A 17943-nucleotide genomic window follows, 5' to 3' on the forward strand; every position below is an offset into this window, starting at 1 on the left:
CGCTTTTACATCTGCGGCTACTTCTCCACTACCTCGAACGTTATTTTGAACATTTACATCTCTTTGTACTGTAGTTGCTCCCGCTTTCACATCACCACTTACTGTATTATTTCCTTTCACTCTATCTTGGATATTTACATCTCGCTCTACTGTTGCCGATCCTGCTTTTACATCACCATTTACTGTATTATTCCCTTTCACTCTATCTTGGATATTTACATCCCGCTCTACTGTCGCTGATCCTGCTTTTACATCACCACTTACTGTATTATTTCCTTTCACTTTATCCTGAATATTTATATCTCGTTCTATCGTGGCTGATCCTGCCTTCACATCAGCCTGTGATGCATTTACTCCCCCTGTATTTCGTAATTTATTTTGCAACTCAAATTCACGTTCCGCTGTTTGTTTTTCACCTTTCACATTGCCTTGCTGTCCTTCTTCTCTTCCTGTATTTCGTAATTTATTTTGTAATTCAAGTTCGCGTTCCGCTGTTTGTTTTTCACCTTTCACATTGCCTTGCTGTCCTTCTTCTCTTCCTGTATTTCGTAATTTATTTTGTAATTCAAGTTCGCGTTCCGCTGTTTGTTTTTCGCCTTTTACACTACCTTGTTGCGGCTCTTCTCTTCCTGTATTTCGTAATTTATTTTGTAATTCAAGTTCGCGTTCCGCTGTTTGTTTTTCGCCTTTTACACTACCTTGTTGCGGCTCTTCTCTTCCTGTATTTCGTAATTTGTTCTGCAGCTCAAGTTCGCGTTCCGCTGTTTGTTTTTCACCTTTCACATTGCCTTGTTGCGGCTCTTCTCTTCCTGTATTTCGTAATTTGTTCTGCAGCTCAAGTTCGCGTTCCGCTGTTTGTTTTTCACCTTTTACACTACCTTGTTGCGGCTCTTCTCTTCCTGTATTTCGTAATTTGTTCTGCAGCTCAAGTTCGCGTTCCGCTGTTTGTTTTTCACCTTTCATGCTACCTTGTGTGCTTTCTTGTTGAACATTATCTTGAAGATTTGAACTACCTTTCTGATTTGCTACATGCATATTTCTTTGAGATTGTTCTTCCATTTTTGGAGTTGAAGAATTCTCTTTTCCCGCATTTGCATTATTTTGAACATCTTTCCCTATTTTTCCTAATGTTTGACGATCAGCATTTTCTTGAGCCTTCTGTTTCCCTTCAGATTGTCCACCTTTAAATTCATCAATAGTTCCTTTCACACTCCCTGTCACACCTTTAGCAACACCAGATACGGCTTCTTTACCTTTATCAACTGCACCAGTAACTGATTCCCCCATCTTATGTCCAGCGTCATTTACCATGCCACCAATTCCACGATTTTTCATATAACCTAGTGCTGCACCAGTATTTCTAGCAATTTTCTTGGGCTGTAGACCACTATTTTTTTGATTCCCACTAGAATTACCATCCGAATTGCCCTCAATATTATCAGATTTATCATCAGATTCAGATCTTTTAGGAGTATCTGCTCGACCTTGGCCAGACAATTTATCTTGCACACTTCTGCCCATATTAGTTAATCCTTTTCTTACACCATTAGCAGAAGATAACGTTCCTAGTGCACCCATTAGATTGTTCTTTCCTTCTTTCAAACCAACATCGATACCAAAATACTTTAAAATAGATTCAGACCCTTTAATTAAAGCGGTTGTCAAACATATCATTGATACAATATATAAGAAACTATTGATATCTGCATCTGATAAGTAATTAACTGCTATAATATAAAACCTTAAACTAAGTCCTGTAAAAGCAAATACTAAGAAGCCATTCATAATATCCTGCACAACCATTTTTGTTTTCTGTCCTGATTCCAAATCCGTAACAAACACAAATGGTGCAATTAGCTTCTTCATTCCAATTTCGAATATCGTCATTACAAAAACAAAAATAGTATACAGGTATGCAACTCCCAATGCGACTAGTCCCCAAAATATAGTAAAGAAATTCATTGGATAACGAACATATCCTGACGGAAAAGTATCACTAAAAGGGTTAAACATACTTTCTTTAATTTCTTCAACTGCTTCTTTATCTCCATCGTTTGTAATTTTATATTTTAGATAATCCGTTTCTTCAGCAACTTTTTGCTTTTTTAACTTATCAACAACATCCGTTGTTACCAAATCTCCAAGGTCAGCATTATAATACATATCTTCATCTAAACCATTCTTAACACTTTTTTCTTTTGAAATTGCCTTTTCATTTTCTTTCTTTATCGAATCAAATCCAATTCGACTTAAATACACTATATCAGCTGTATTATGCTTTACTAGATTAAAAGCCAAACTGTCTTTCATTTTCCCATCTTTAGTTGCATCATGATAAAAATCTGTAGACATTTTTTGCATATCTGCCATTAATTCATTTAGCCCTGCTAGCAAGCCCACCATCACAACTATATTCACCCCAACAGATTTAAAACGTGGTGGCTGATGATATATAATCGTTTTAATTCCTAGCCAAGCAATTACCAATACTAAAATTGCAAAAAACATACCTTTCATCATAGAAGACGCAAAATCATTTAATCCAGCATCTTTTAATAAACCTAATAAGGAAAATGTCTTAGGAATTACTTTTTCTAATGAAGAAACCATTACAAGTAACCCCTTAATTATCCACCCTTGAATTGATTGAAAAACAGAACCTAAAAAGTTAGCATATTGAATCCAATCATTTTTCAAAAACTCTATCGCTTTTCCAGCATCTTTGTCTTTTAGACCAAGAAAATCATACCAATCAAAAGCATACGCAACCGGTGTGAATGTTAAACTGCTAAATAGTATAGAAATTGTTAAAATTCCTTTTACTAGTGTCCTTTTACTTTTTATGAACCACTCTTTTACTTTCTTAGTAGCCATTCCTATTCTACCTTCCCTTTTTACTTTATTCCCCATATTCTCCACCTTCATATACAGGAATTTTTTTATCTTTATAACTGTTTTAATAATTTTTTTAGATATCTCTTTATGTTTTGATTTGCTGATTCTTCTAATAAAATTTGAACTTCTTCTTTCTTAGGAACCACACTATCTTTTGCATATTTCAATAACATCACTACCAGACGATTACGAATTTCTACTGGATCTTCTACATTTTTCTTTTCCTTTACACAAACAATTAATGATTTAATCACTTCATCAATTGTTTGTTCTGGTTCTGCTATAAACTCTATCTTTTGTTTACTGGCATATTGGTTTCTCGCATCATTATTTACAATAAAATCCAAGAAGTTCAAATACAGATCTTTTAAATCCAGTCCTATATGTAAGGAAGGTATATCAATTTCATTTAGGTCATTTGAGGTATCAAACAATTCCCCTAAAAATTGCCAACGATAAGGCATAGCTGTTTCTTTTGTATTTAAAATGGGATATGGCCTTACTTTTTTTCTATTTTTATCTTGTCTATGTAGTGCGCGGATAACTAATGTTTCTCCCTCCAAAAATTGTGATAGCCTATCCGGAAAAATGATACGTTGTTGGTCTGCACTTTTAGTTACTTTGTTATCTACATCCAAATAACTTTCATTAGAAGACTTCCCAATAACAGTCTTGTGTCCCGCACGTTTTGAAATTTCTTCTATTGTTTCAGGATCAGTTGACATAATATATATATGATTTTGACAGTTTTGTTTAATTTCTTTCGCCTGTTTATCATATAGCTTTTCAATTTGTGAATAAGATTGAATTACTAAATTAAATAACATATTACGCCCTGCACAAACTGTTAATACGCCACCCATATCATCAATTGGTGGCATATTACCAAACTCATCTAACAGAAAATGTACTCGTCTAAAACATTTTTTACCTTTTGTATCGTTACAATTTGTTGATAATTCAGTGTATAACTGTTTAATAAAAATACTCGCTAAAGCATGATTTGACTTGTCATAGTCAGGTACTATCATAAATACCGCTGTAGGCTTATCGGAATACGATAATTTTGCTTTTGGCTTTAAAGGAAAAGTATTAGCCTTTAAATTTAGCGTAACTTGACGTTGATGTTCAGGTTTATGTTCACAACCCTCTTTTTTCTGATAAACAACTCTTCCTTTTTCATCTAACATTTTTTCAAACTGTAAACCATACAATAATCTATATCTCTTTTTCGGATCTTCCTCATCTTGAAAACGAATAAGTAATAGATCTCCATCTTCTAAGGATTCATCAAAATTCATATTACACATCCCCAAAGCTTTGACCTTAATTTTGTAACTTCCTATTTCTGTCTTTTCTTGATTATTTTTATGAAATGAGACTGTTACACGCTTATTTAGAAATTTTTCATCCAACTGAAAAAATAGATTTTTAGGGAAACCTACTTGTTTTAAATCTAAGCTAGATTTCGATGTCATTTTTGCAAACATCTTATCAGCAAAAGTTTGTAACCCCTGATTGGCGGTTGCAAGAATAGACCCCTTCGCTTTTTCACCAGCAAAGCTAGTTGAACCGTACTGCATCTTTGCAATATTTCCTTGTGGCATGCTTTTAAAGTACTCATCCAAAGCATTTTTCTCTGTAAAATCATCAGGATCTTCCTTATAATAAAATGTCCCTAATTCATTAAGCATTTGGGATACATTGTGCATCGTAATTTTTTCAATGCAATTATTCTTCACACAATACTCCACAACAGCTAGAATAATTCCATTAATTGCATTTTGTGCAGAAGTGTTAAAAAATTCATTCTCCCCCGCATCAGGTTTGTTATACAAAGAGTAAGTCAATGTATTTGCACGTTTAGCTGCTTCTTGATCATCCCCATTTACCCAAGCATCAATGACTAATTGCAAGGGATTATAAGACATTCCCTGCAATGGATCTAAAATGTTAAGTACCTGTACATCATACCCACGCTTTTCTAGCGTATCTTTAGAGGCACTATATAGTTCCCCCTTCGGATCATTTATTACCATACTTGATTGATTTTTTGCTCTACTCAAATTATCAATCATTGGAACGACAATCGTTTCCCCTTTACCCGAACGAGAAACCCCTAAAATGGCTGTATTAACTGTATCTGTATCGATATAATATTTATCCTTAAAATGTGAAACAGGTACACCTCCATAGCCTTCAAAGGATTCATTTTTATCAGGAACTGCTGGATACTGTTCTTGAATTTCTTCAATAGTTGTAAATCGACTATCCCCCTTTTGACCGTAAGCTACATTCTTATCACTTCGATAATTAAATTTTGAATACACCAAAAAACCAATCAATATAAGAATCAATACAAAAAAGACATATATATTTGTTGGAAGTACAAAAGAGATAGCATTTTCCGCAGAAATACTCTTATTCCAATCCGCCCCCCAAACATCAAAAATAGTCGGTTTTTCTACTGTTTTTGATATATCATTTATAATTCTCTGATACGTCCCTACTAAAAAGTTTACAAAAAACAAAGGAAAAAGCACCGCAACAATCGAAACCGCTAGTGCTTTTTTATTAATTCTTTTTTGTTCAGTAGGCAGATCTTCACCATCAATTTTATAATTATGATGAAGATACCCTTTTCGCTTCAATGAGAATTTTCGAATTTTTTTCATCATCTTATTCCTCACTCAATCTACCTTTTATTTAGATCCTAATAACCAGCTTAGAATACCTTTACGAACTGGCTGTTGTGGTTGCGGTGTTTGTTGCATCATTGGTTGTTGTGCTGCAGACTGCGGTTGCATCGGTTGCATTGGTTGTTGATACACTGGCTGTTGGTACATATATACCGGCTGTTGATACATTTGTGGCTGAGGGTGTTGACCCATCCCAGTATTATATGATTTTTGTAACTTGTCTGTTAAATCTTCTATTATATTTTGAAGTTCACGAATTCTTTCTTTATCTTTCTTTTCCGCTCCCTCTTGGCTTCTCATTTGTAGATGTAGAGCTTGTTTTTCTAATTCAAGTCTTTCTCTTTCAATTTCTTGTCTCTGCTTCTCGTGTTCACTATTACGCTCTGCTTCAATTTCTTGTGCCCATATAGGAATTAAATTTTCTATCTCCCCTTGAAGTCGCGATAATTCTTCTTGCTGTTCCTTAAATGCCATATTCATTAAATCTTCTATTGTATTAGCGAAGTGCGATAACGCTTCATTCTTTTTGTCAATCAATTCCTTTTTCGCATCCAATTTTAGGTTATGTATCTTTTCTTCCATTTTCTGTTTTTGGACTACTTCATTTTCCTCCATTAATCTTTCTTCATGAGCATTTACCAGATTCATTTTTCGTTCCTCTAATTCTAGTTGATACTCCTTAAATTTTGTTTCTTGTCCTATTTTAAAAGCTTCTAATTCCAATTCTTGTTTTTCACGTAACGCTTGTAACTTTCCTTCTATCTCATACTGTTCTTTACTTTCAAAGTTTTTGTACTCATCCAATAGGCTTTGCATATTTCCTTCAAAAGTATCTCTTAAAGCTATTTCTGCTTCTGTAGAGTAATCTCTTAACATCGTCGTTCTATAATCCTGTTCCAAATATAAACGAATTTCATCTAATAAGTTATTTACATCTTGATAATATCCATCCTGGATCAGTAAAAATTGTTTACCACTTAATACATTTTTTGCATATTGTAGCTTACGAATTTCTAAAGCTGTCTTAGGTGGTTCTTTATCAATACCTAACAACCCCAATAAATGAGTTATTGAGAAACGTGTATGGTATCGTTCCTGTTTTTCCTTAACTTCACTTAAATCTACAAAGCTATCATATTCAGGAAAAATTACTTCTTTTGTATTTAAAATTATGTTAGCTTCTTCCTCTTTTGCTACAACACTGTTTTCTAATTCTGGATAAAGAATTTCCTTTTCAATATCATCTATTGGAGCTTCTTCTGATGCATGATCCAGCCAATCTTCTGTTGAAATATCAGCCAACATATCTTCAGAAGAACTTTTTTCAAACTCCTCATCAATGGCGAACGGATCTCCCTCTTTTTCTAAAGTTATGACCTCTCTTTCTAATCCCTCAATATCAACAGAATCAAACATATTAGCATTACTGTGATCTAATTCCTCAGAAGACATTTCTTTGAAATCTTGTAATGGATCCATATCAGAAAACTTTATTTGCTCTTCAAAATCTTCTTCTAATTCATAATTTGATAAAGCTTTTTCTTTCTCATTAGGAGCAGATGCCTTCTCCTTCTTGCTAAATAATTTTGTAAACAAACCACCTTTTTTCTTTTTTGCTTCTACTTTTTCGCTTTCTGTAGAATTTTTCTCCCTCTCCGATTTATAACTTGCATAAATTCCTTGTTTGATTTCCATACCCAAATCAAAATCGGTTCCATTTTCTAGATCTCTTGAAATGGCAGTGAGTAAAGAAAATTTTTCTTCTTTCCCTATAGGTAATTCAAATTCATAAGCTTTTTCATTCTCAAAATCTTGGAGCAACAACAGTACTTGATCTGATTGTTGATTTTGCTCAATATATCTTTGAATTAAATTTTCAGTCTCCAATAAGCCTAATTGTTTACCGTTACTAACTTTATTCTTTTTAAGAAATTTTTTAAAAGATTTAGATTGTTCCTTCTGTAAAAATTCAACAATATACATTGTTTTACCCTCATTCCATGTATATAATTCTTTTTCTATGTAAAATAAAAAAGGAGCTTACAATCTTGTAAGCTCCTTTTCTGCTTTTATTAATCTTAGAATCCAGATGTAACGTCTTTAACAGTACTTCCTAGTGCTCCTGCTCCCCATAACAGAATGCCACCAACAACAATGTACAGTAGCCATTTCTTTGCTGTACGGCTTGGCCCTTCACCGAACATGAACATGAAACCAATGATACATACACAGAATACAATAACTGCTAAACCAATTCCTTGTAATTTTCCAGTCCAATTCGCTAAAGCACCACTAACCTTTTCAAAAAAATCATTATAAACTAATGTTTGCAGAGAGCTTTTTGCTGATTCAAGTAGATTTAATTTTGGTAAATTCATTATTAAGTACCTCTTTCTTAATTTTAATTTAGATTTAATTTATGCATCTAATCGACTTGCTAATAGCTTGTTAATTTTCTCTTTAATAACCGTAGCCAAAATCGAAGTCATAGATGGTTATTCTAAACAGGACTTTTTTCCCCGTTAGTAACGTTAAGTAATTCTTATAGATGAGCTATTATGAATATTCTTCATAATTGTTAGCTTTTTTTCAAAAACATAGTCACAGTATATTCCAACAAAAAGTATTTCTTTTACTTTATATTTAAACTGATCTTATATCACTGCAGCCTATATTTAATATCTTGTATTTTTATGAGAGATGAAATGCCGGAATACATCTTCAACTTCAGGGATTCCGTCTGAACAAATCGTTATGATTGCTATGAGTGCGATTATGCCACCCATAAGAATCATTAAGCGAAACACATTGTTTTCAAGCATTTCTCAAACACCTTCTCTCTAGCGGACTTGCGAAATTGCCGATCCATGAAACTCCATCTCTACATTGGGCAAGTTGAAAAGAATGATTTTCAAGTTTGCTACAACCTGATAATCCACTACGTCACCAAAATTCACTTTTTTATTTAATTGGTCACTTTTTACAGTTAAAGCCCCTTGATACTGCTTTTCACTGTAATCTTTTAAATTGGCAGTTGCCTCTTTTGTTAATCCACCATGTCTTTCAATTTGATAGTTGACTTGTTGTTTATATGAATTCACATTACTTAATTGAATACAAAAAAGAGCTACTGCAACCATCATCATGATCAACATTAGCCCTACAAACCACTTTACAATCAACATAATTGAACTATCTAACATGCCTTACACCTACTCACTTTTCATTTTTCCTCCTTACTCCATTGTTTATGAGAGATTAATTGATGATAAGTGATACACTAATACAGCAGCTGCAAACCCCACTACTAGTATGAAAGAACTCATTACAATTTTGGTAGGAAAGAAATTAAAACGTTTCAACTTAAAAGCAATAATTTCGTCAATTGATCTTTGTAATTCAGTACTTGCCATTTGCCCTAACTCATTAATTACATTGGTATCACTAGAGTTTTGCTGGAAATCATATATGGTTTGCATGATATTAATTGACATATCACTTCCACTTGAACGCATAGCATAGTCAGTGAATGGTTGGATGTCATTTGGCTTATCCGTCATTTCAGACATTAACCTAGCTAATGAATTCTTATCCACCGGATTTTCCATCCGATTAAGTATCTTCCGAAAAACTTGGTATAAGCTAACAGATCCGTCTGCCTCTTTTAAATAAGGTATCAATAGCCTTGTAAACTTTGAGAAGTTTAGATGCCTCTCAAATTTAAATGCATTGTATACTTTAATAACATGCGTATACTTAGAGCGATAAAGGAAAAAAGGCAACCCAATTGCCAATAAGTAACACCATTTTGAAAGAAATAATCCTAATAACAATCCGAAAAATCCCGCCAAGGCAGTTTGTATCATACGCCTTTTTTGAAATTTATCAATCATTCTTTTGGTATTTCCCATTTCTTCCAGCATGCTGTATAAATCTTCTTCTGCCAACATTCGATTATAACGGTTTTTTTTAAGATCTTTAGCTGCTACTACCCTCATGTTTTGACCTCCATTATCGAATCATCAAAAAGGTATGTAGTAAAGGATTTAAAAAAGAAAAACATTAATGTCATGTAAATACCGCCTGTAATCCAACCAATAGGATGTTTTGCAAATGCAGTAATATAGGTATCAAAACTAAAAGAAAAAGTAATAGCTAACACAAATACAACTATTACTCCACAAAGCATTTTCATATCTTTTAGATGCCCCTCTTTTTTACGTTCATAATCGTCCTTTTTTTCTTTTATTTCATTGTGGTACGATTTAATATCTTTCAATGTATCCAGGTTTGTTCTCCCCTCTATCACACAGGTTTCAAGTTGTTCTAAATACTGATCAAATATAATATCCTCACGATATTTATTAGACAATTGCTTAAAAGCTTGAATGACCTGTTCTTGATCCGCCCCCATTAAGCTTGCTATTAATATTTTTAAGTCTTCTCTTAATTCCCCTTGAGAACGATCACTCGCTCTTCCTAAGGAGGTTAGCAACGTTTGACTATCATTCGCTAAAAGTGAAGTCATATTATTTACAAACTTATTTCTTTCCCTGAAAGAATCGCGTTCATATGCCCTTTTAATAATCTTGGGCATTAACACTTTTAATCCATATAGTGCCCCAATACATCCTAAAATCAGGGACAACCACCATATATACAATAAGAGAAAAGAAAATACCCCCGCTACGAGCCCTGGAATTGCAGCATGTCTAACATAATCCTTTTTAGCTAAAGGCTTTCCATATGCCGCCTTAAACGCATTAATTTCTTCTGCATTTACAAATTTCTTTTTCTTTGTTTTCGCATTAAAAGTAGAGATTTTCATACTTCATACCTCCTCTCTACAATTTTTTATCCTTTATCTACTTATGACTAAATTTTTCTTAAATGCTATTTCATCTGTATAATTAGGAAGTTCATAGCTTAAATCTATTTCCGCTAGTTTGTCATAAAATTCTTCTGATAATGCTCCTGTAGAAAAAGTGAATTTGCCGTGTCGGTATTTTTGTTCAAATACCATTTGGCATCCCTCAACTGAATACTCCACTATTTTCGCTAAATAACGGATAACCCGTTTAATTGGTTTTCCATTTTTATCGGTTGCTTTTACAACCACACGTTTAATATGGAAACCAAAATTAAAATAACGCATAATATCCTCTTCAAGTGATTTTTCATCAACCTGATACCCAATTTTGGACATATTCACAAGCCTTTTCGGTGATGTTTCTGCATCTACTGAGTGTAGGGAAGTCACTACATGGTGTCCTGATAATACTGCTTGAATCATTTCATATGTTTCTTTCCCACGAAGCTCAGAAATCATAATCCAACGTGGATTATTACGAAGAGCAGCTATAATTTCATCTGTTACAGTAACTCCATTTCCAGTTAACCAACTAAATACATCCTTGTCAGGAAACAAAGATTTAACATGTGTCTCTGGAACGTCTTCAATCATAATTGCCTTGTGTTCAAATTGAACCATAGAAAATAACAACTTTAATAATTCTGTTTTTCCTGTCCCTGTTTCACCTGAAATTAAGACATTATTCCGACTTGCCATTACTACTTTAAAAAAGTCATATATGAATTGAGGTGCAAATGTCTCAAAGTTTGATTCATTTAGGACTAAATTAGGTCGAACAATCCTCAATGACATAGTAGAATTACCAGTCGTATTCTGTTTATGTACCGCATTAATTCGAATTGAACCATAAACACCATCGAAAATAGGATTTTTCGGAGTAAACTCTTTCCCTACTGCATGGGCAAATTTCTGAATTAACCTCGTTATATATTGTTCTGTGATTTGATGTTCGTGATCTTCATAAACTCGCTTATAGTCACTCGATTCTACAATTAAATGACTACCGTTATAGGATATATCGGTAATATCAGGACGTTCTTCAATTAGTCTTTCTATAACGCCTGTCCCAACAAGCTCAGACACAACATATTCAATAACTCCATCAACATCGTCTTCATCATAATCCATAAAATAAGCTGGATACTCATTTTTAATTTTTTTCTTAATTTCTTGCCTTGCTTCTTCTTTTAGTAGCGCATCAATAACTAATTCAGCGTATCTATTTTTTAAGTCATTTCTTATCGTTTCTAACTTTTTATAATCGAAATTTATCTCTTTAGCTCTTGTCCTACGATTAGCCATTTGTCCCTTACTAAACATACTCTTCTCCTTTCCAATTTATTTTTCAAATGTTCTTATGAAGGTGGTTCGACAGACGGACTAATACTTAGCTTGCATGTAGCTTGATACGTATTCTCTCCATCATGAACAATAGCTCTAATTGCCTTTGTAGAACCATTTGAATTATCTAAGTACTTAAATTCATATTTTGCGTCTTTACTGATTTTTACAAGCTTATTTGTTTCAATACGTTTTCTAAAATCTTTTTCAAATTCACTCTTTATAATAAATAGCTCCCCACTTTGGATACGTGAGCTATTATCCGCATTTGAAATAGCACTTGTTCGAACTGTCTCAGTCATTCCTTGCATGACGGAATCATTAGTAAAATTCTCTCTATAATAATAACCACCTATGGAAATTAGGAAAAAACCCAAGATTATTATTATTAGGATAAAAGGATGGTCTTTCAACTCCTTCACTCCTTCTCAAACAAAGGAGGAGTGAATACTCGCTCCCCCTTGTTAGATGTTATTTGATACTTGCATACTATTTAACAGAAGACAGCTTTGTTTTAAACACATCAATTACTGAGTTAGTTAAGTCAGGAAAAGCGACAGATACAACTCCTACTAAAGCAGCCCCTACTACAACTGCACCAATCATCCACCAACTACGATCCGTATTTTGATCTAACATGTTACAACATCCTCTCGATTTTTGTTTTTTATATAAAAAAGAGACCTAATTATAAAATTAAGTCTCTTTTTCTACCTATTAGTTTTTAATACAATCGAATTCCTAATTTAATAGCGCGCTCTACTGTTAGGTACTTACTCAACATCATCATATTAATTGCTCCTAATGTAGTCGGCATCACATCATTTATTAAACTATGAATTTTATCTTTTATAAAGACAATCCACATATTAAAGCTAAATCCATCAAATTGACTAGAATCAAAACTAAAGTCAAATTTGAAATCAAAATTGAATAGATCCCCTAATGACAAATTCCCTGAAAGTAGATTTCCTAAACCAGCTTGTGTAAAAGTGGAAAGGCTGCCTTGCAACGAATATCCGATTAAACGAATTACAATGCCAGTAATTACAAAGTATAGTGCCATAAAAATTATCTGCTTTTTGGCGGAGCTGTAAGTTAGAACATTCATGTATTTCTCAACTCCTTTCCTATCTTTTTAACCACTCTATGTCTTTATCCGTCCAGTTAGGAGGTTGACCATTGGGAATGGACTCTCAGCGCAGGATCTACAGGTTCTAAAAGCAATTATTTTTTACTCAAATGAGATTTTCTCGCTTGAATTGATATACTGCTCCCAATCCAAAATCGTAACTTTAAAATCAACTTCTTTATCACCATAACGACCTACATCAGTATACTTAATACCGAGTTTTCCTTTTAGATAAGTAACGTTTTGCCGGTTAAAAGAATAAAATTTTGTATTTCCTGTATTACTAGTTGTTTCAATTACTGGAATTCCGAATGTTGAAACCTGTGCTTTCTTTTTATAAAATTGTGCGACAAACAAATGCTTTGACAAAACCTTTGTATTATCGCCAACTACAACTGTTTTACTAGCCTCTGTAATGTCCTGTGCACTTGCATGATTTTGAAAAAACAGTAGAAATGCTATTAAACTAATTCCTAAAGTAAGGCACATCTTCAATTTCAATATTCGTCACTTCCCTTCTAATTAAAGTGACAAGAACGTGTTGGACTTCTTGTTCTTATAAGCAATTCAATCTCTCCTTTACTGTTTTTCACAAAATAAAAAGTCTATCAACAAAATCGATAGACTTTTTTATGGATTTTACTAAATAAAAATTATTTTCTATAGTACTTTTTAACAGACGATAAAGATGCTATTGACCTGATTTTTTATCTCCCTTTAACCAAGCAATATCTTCATCTGACCATCCAGCAGGTCTACCATTTGAGAAAGGATTTTTTGGATCAACAGGCTCTATTAGTAATTCATCATTCTTCAACGTTTTTGAACCCATGGTACCATACATATATGCATATAATTGTAGTGGTTGCGTTATCTCAAAATTCACCTTATTAGCCCCTATAGGCAGGTTAGAATGTATAAAGATATTATACTCTCCTAAATCAGTCCAAATTGGGGCATATAATTTACGTTTCCCATCTTTTAACGCATTTTTGATACGAGAGTCCTTATCTTTTACTTGTTGATCTGTGAATAATTCACCTGTTTTTTGTTCTACATTCATGTGTGGTAATTCAAAGATAAAATCAGTGTTCGTTTTATCTGAGCTAACATTTTTCTTCACTTCTTCCAGTGGGACAATGATATTATCCCCTTTTTGTTCATAATTTACATGGGAATCAATTAATTTCTTATCAACTAAAGCCCCAGCCTTTATATCATTAGGAATTGCCAATTCATTGTTATAACTAATTTCCGTCTTTAATTCGAAACCGTAACCAGTTTTTTGCTTAGGCAGCCGTTTTAACGGAATTGTAAGTGTTTCATAAAAAACTTCCATTTCTTTTCCGACCTCACGTTCAGTCATAATAGCACCTTTGTATTTCAGTTCAGTAGATTCCGTAGCATTCACCTTAATTGTTTCCTCAGAAGACGTATAACCATCTGTATCTACTTTCTCTTTTCCATTCATGACAAGAATAGATTCTTTATTTACTTTTTCAAATCTTACTTCATAATCTCTCTTATTATTTTTCTTTAGGAACTTAGAATCTACTTTGAATTTTATCTCTTCAGGCAATTCCTCAATTGTATATACTTTACTGCCAACAAGCTTATTATCAGCCTTGTCATATAAGTTAACGTTCAGTTTCTCTTTATTAGAATCTTCATACACAATATCTTTATCTAACCTTACGGTTACTGGAAGTCCACTCTCAGCAGGAGCAGTATCAATTCTAATTTTTCGCAAACCTATATTTGCATCTGCAACAATTGTGTATCGTACCTGGTTAGACACTGGCGATAGTTTATAATCAACTGAAGTATTAACTATTGTTTTACTTACATATTGATCACCAAATTCATTGTTGTATGTACCTAATAGGAGATTCATTTTCACAACGTCACTATTACTTAATGAATCATTTATATACAGCAAAATAGAGACCACTTTTGATAAATCTTGCTCCCCTGTATACCTATACCAACCATTTGATTGCAAATCAATCTTGTTTGGATTATTCGATTCAATAAAGCTATTATTCAACCATATCTCGACGTTCTTGTTAGTAGGATTTTCTAGTGTTAATTGTTTTAAAAAAGTTACACCGCTAAAAGCAGAACCATTTTCATCTTTATTTCTTGGAACATAGGTTAATGCTTTTACATGTGCTTCATCCTTAATAGTGGTATATGGTTGAACACCGATTTTATAATCACTATTTCGTTTACCCATCACCTTATCAATCGTTTGACTCACACCAACCATACCGATTTTTACAACTGATATATTTTGGGAGCTTGTTCGAAATTTTTCATGTCTTGTATCCAACGAGCTACTAATTGTGCTATCAATTGTTAAGCCAATTTGATTGCCTTGCGGTAGCAAAATAGGATTAATACTTGTATCCAATTTTATTTTTTTTAGTGACGTATTCCCCCTTGTCAGGGTATCGTACCAAATTAAACAGCTTGTTCCATCATCTAGCTTTTCAATTTTTGGTTCAATATCTTTATCACCATATTTAGCGGATCCAATGACATAATCAAGACCTTTAGGAAGTTTCACTTTCATTTCTACTTTTTCATCTAAAGAATTAAAATCCGTTGTTTCAGGTATTTTAATAAGATTATCTACAGATATATTTACGTTATCCGAGCTGTAATAGGTAGTTTTATTTGTTTTCACTTCACTACTAACTTCACCATTTATAATTCCCAAGGTTTCAAAGTTAACAGTCCCCCCTACAGGTGATTGAATCTTTGTCAAATAACCATTTTCATCATATTCAGTGTAATTGTTATACTTTCCATCTCCACGAATATGATACTTTGTTTCCCTATCAGCTGTTGGATATATATCCGCCGCAGTTACAACAATATTTGGTGTACCTTTTTCATTAACACTTCCGATTTTTTTTGTTTTCACCTTTAAACGAATATACCGTGAGTATACTTCACCATCTCCAAGTACATCATCAACATCTTGCTTAATAGCACCAATATCACCATGTTTTATGGCTTCCTCATATGTTTCATACCATTCAAATTCATCTACTTGTTTTTGAGTCAAACTTTCAAATGAATTATCAACCTTCTTTGGAATACCATAAGCACCTGTATGTTTTAAGCCATTATGAATCCATTTACCTGTAGGTGTAGGATAACCATGATTTCTAAATTCTTTTATCGCACTCTCACCAAACTCTTTTGTTAAAAAAAACGAATCTGTATTCCACTTATAAATTACCGTTGTTCCACCTTCAGTAACTGCCCGAACATTTAAATCTGCTACTATTTTAACATCTTGTCCAAGAATTATAGTTGGATCCCCTTTAGATACAACATTATACCCAATATTTGGTGTACCAAGTTCCTTACCTTCAACCGAATGAATTGAAGTCTGAATAGAATAATTTCCAGCGGGATTATTTCTCTCATTCAATGTCTTTGTAGCTTTAGTACTATATGGAATTACATTCCCATTACTATCTTCATAAGAATCAACTGTAACATTTAAATAGTAAAAAACATTATTAGGTTTATTGATCATATTGTTTTTTCTAAAAGGATAATATTCATTTGGTGTATGAATTAGAAATCGAGTAATTGAAAAAGCTCTTTCATTTTTCCCAAAAGAAGCTATAGTACTAGAATTTGATCGCATTATTGGAAATGTCGAACCAATGATATAATCACTAACACTTCCCTCATAAGTCACATTATTTTTTTTAATCTCAGGTTTTGTTATTAGAGTTACACCACTATCCCATACACTGTTAATTGTAAAATTATCAATATCACTAGAACCCCACTTTCCTTTAGGAATATAGGATTTTGCTGTACTTGAATGGACAGATCTCGTATCTTGATAGTCGGTCATACCTAATTCTAAACTCTCAGTGTTTTTTTGAGGTATTTTTTTTATTACATCATCAACAGATTGATGGTTAAATATTTTTATAGGTGTATCTTTCCCCTCAAAATCTAGACTTTCTTCCCCTAATCCTTCTGTGTCCCAAGTTACTTTCCCACTAAAATCAAAATGGTAATTGATTTTGCCACTAGGAAATGTTGCACCACGTAAATCTCCACGATTAGGCAAATTATTTATATAGAAGTCTAAAGTTACCGGGAAAATTTGAGATTTATCACCTTTTTCTGCATTGGGATTGTAACCCGAATACCATAACTTGGTTACACCTGTTCCAACATAACTATCCGTAATACGCGCTTTAACATTAACCTTCCCTGACGTAGTCACTGAACTAATGTTTTCGAATGATTGTTCTATTTTTTCGTTTGAAATATCCTTATCTTCTAAACTCATTACTTGAATCTTGATATTTGGTTTTAGTTTAGTCCCGTGTTCTGCCCCTTGTACCTCAACGGTAATAGGAATCATTAAAGAGTTACCCGTTTCTTTTAACGTGTATTCCATATCAAACGAAACAACACCCTTCTCTAAATCTTCCTTACCACCAACAGCAAATTTAGCATTTACTCTTTTGTTTGTAATTCCATTTTCCAGTGTGCCCGTAATTTTCAGCTTAATATTTTTGAGCTGATCGTGTTTTTTCGGGTTGATTGTCACTTTTAATGGGTAGGTTACTGTATCAAATGTTCTTACAATTCCATTATTCGCGCTAGAATCATTACCCGATTCATCATTTGAATCAAAAGGTGCTGTACCATCTACAATGTCTGAAGGCTTAATAAAAGCTTCAAAATCAAACAATTCACTACCTTTTTTACCTTCTGCAACAACTACCTCATTGGGCGTCAGCCCCATGCTTCCCAAATCTGATTTTTCTGGTAAAATCGTTACATCATCCGTTTTCTTTGCTTGTACTGCCTCTTTGTTCATTGTGTTTTCTGCATATCCTATAGTTACAAAACCTGAAAAAATATTTATCAAAATGATAAGAGAAATTAATAGGATAAACCACTTTCGAGTCAACACTAAATATCCCCCCTCTTTAATTACATATAAACTCCTTTGA

General features: G+C 33.2%; 14 protein-coding genes. All 14 read right to left on the minus strand.

Annotated elements, in window-relative coordinates; translation table 11 throughout:
- Positions 1-2874, minus strand: a 2874-nt coding sequence (locus OXT04_RS26435; RefSeq protein WP_267418641.1) for a pLS20_p028 family conjugation system transmembrane protein, incomplete at its 3' end; no start/stop codon positions are given.
- A gap of 71 nt (positions 2875-2945) precedes the next feature.
- The gene (locus OXT04_RS26440) at positions 2946-5570 is read right to left on the minus strand and encodes a VirD4-like conjugal transfer protein, CD1115 family (RefSeq protein ID WP_374693290.1); all 2625 of its coding nucleotides are present in this window, start codon (positions 5568-5570) and stop codon (positions 2946-2948) included.
- 27 nt (positions 5571-5597) lie between these two features.
- Positions 5598-7577 (minus strand): hypothetical protein, encoded by a 1980-nt coding sequence (locus OXT04_RS26445; protein WP_098564593.1) that lies wholly within the window; start codon positions 7575-7577, stop codon positions 5598-5600.
- 95 nt (positions 7578-7672) lie between these two features.
- The gene (locus OXT04_RS26450; protein ID WP_001052929.1) at positions 7673-7972 is read right to left on the minus strand and encodes a TrbC/VirB2 family protein; all 300 of its coding nucleotides are present in this window, start codon (positions 7970-7972) and stop codon (positions 7673-7675) included.
- A gap of 297 nt (positions 7973-8269) precedes the next feature.
- On the minus strand, positions 8270-8416 hold the full coding sequence (locus OXT04_RS26455) for a hypothetical protein (RefSeq protein ID WP_000892400.1): 147 nt from the start codon (positions 8414-8416) through the stop codon (positions 8270-8272).
- Positions 8417-8434: 18 nt separating this feature from the next.
- Positions 8435-8797, minus strand: coding sequence for a hypothetical protein (locus tag OXT04_RS26460; RefSeq protein ID WP_000887441.1), 363 nt, complete (start codon positions 8795-8797; stop codon positions 8435-8437).
- Positions 8798-8842: 45 nt separating this feature from the next.
- On the minus strand, positions 8843-9592 hold the full coding sequence (locus OXT04_RS26465; protein WP_001266822.1) for a hypothetical protein: 750 nt from the start codon (positions 9590-9592) through the stop codon (positions 8843-8845).
- Positions 9589-10422, minus strand: coding sequence for a hypothetical protein (locus OXT04_RS26470; RefSeq protein WP_000704104.1), 834 nt, complete (start codon positions 10420-10422; stop codon positions 9589-9591). The genes OXT04_RS26465 and OXT04_RS26470 overlap by 4 nt, the downstream gene beginning before the upstream one ends.
- 33 nt (positions 10423-10455) lie before the next feature.
- Positions 10456-11787 (minus strand): ATPase, T2SS/T4P/T4SS family, encoded by a 1332-nt coding sequence (locus tag OXT04_RS26475; RefSeq protein ID WP_098255997.1) that lies wholly within the window; start codon positions 11785-11787, stop codon positions 10456-10458.
- A gap of 35 nt (positions 11788-11822) precedes the next feature.
- A complete protein-coding gene (locus OXT04_RS26480) occupies positions 11823-12221 on the minus strand; it encodes a hypothetical protein (protein WP_098256016.1) in 399 nt (132 codons plus the stop codon).
- Between the two features lie 76 nt (positions 12222-12297).
- Positions 12298-12447, minus strand: a complete 150-nt coding sequence (locus OXT04_RS26485) for a hypothetical protein (RefSeq protein ID WP_000886830.1) — start codon at positions 12445-12447, stop codon at positions 12298-12300.
- A gap of 85 nt (positions 12448-12532) precedes the next feature.
- Positions 12533-12919 carry a hypothetical protein gene (locus tag OXT04_RS26490; protein ID WP_001101891.1) on the minus strand — a complete coding sequence of 129 codons (387 nt, stop codon included), beginning with the start codon at positions 12917-12919 and terminating at the stop codon, positions 12533-12535.
- A gap of 123 nt (positions 12920-13042) precedes the next feature.
- Positions 13043-13441: a hypothetical protein gene (locus OXT04_RS26495; protein ID WP_267418632.1), complete on the minus strand. Its 399-nt coding sequence runs from the start codon at positions 13439-13441 to the stop codon at positions 13043-13045.
- A 190-nt stretch (positions 13442-13631) separates the two neighbouring features.
- A complete protein-coding gene (locus OXT04_RS26500) occupies positions 13632-17903 on the minus strand; it encodes a fusion protein (includes pXO2-28-29-30) (protein ID WP_267418633.1) in 4272 nt (1423 codons plus the stop codon).
- Between the last annotated feature and the right edge of the window lie 40 nt (positions 17904-17943).

The sequence above is a fragment of the Bacillus sp. GC_Bacil_1 genome, from assembly GCF_026540675.1.
Classification (GTDB): domain Bacteria; phylum Bacillota; class Bacilli; order Bacillales; family Bacillaceae_G; genus Bacillus_A; species Bacillus_A cereus.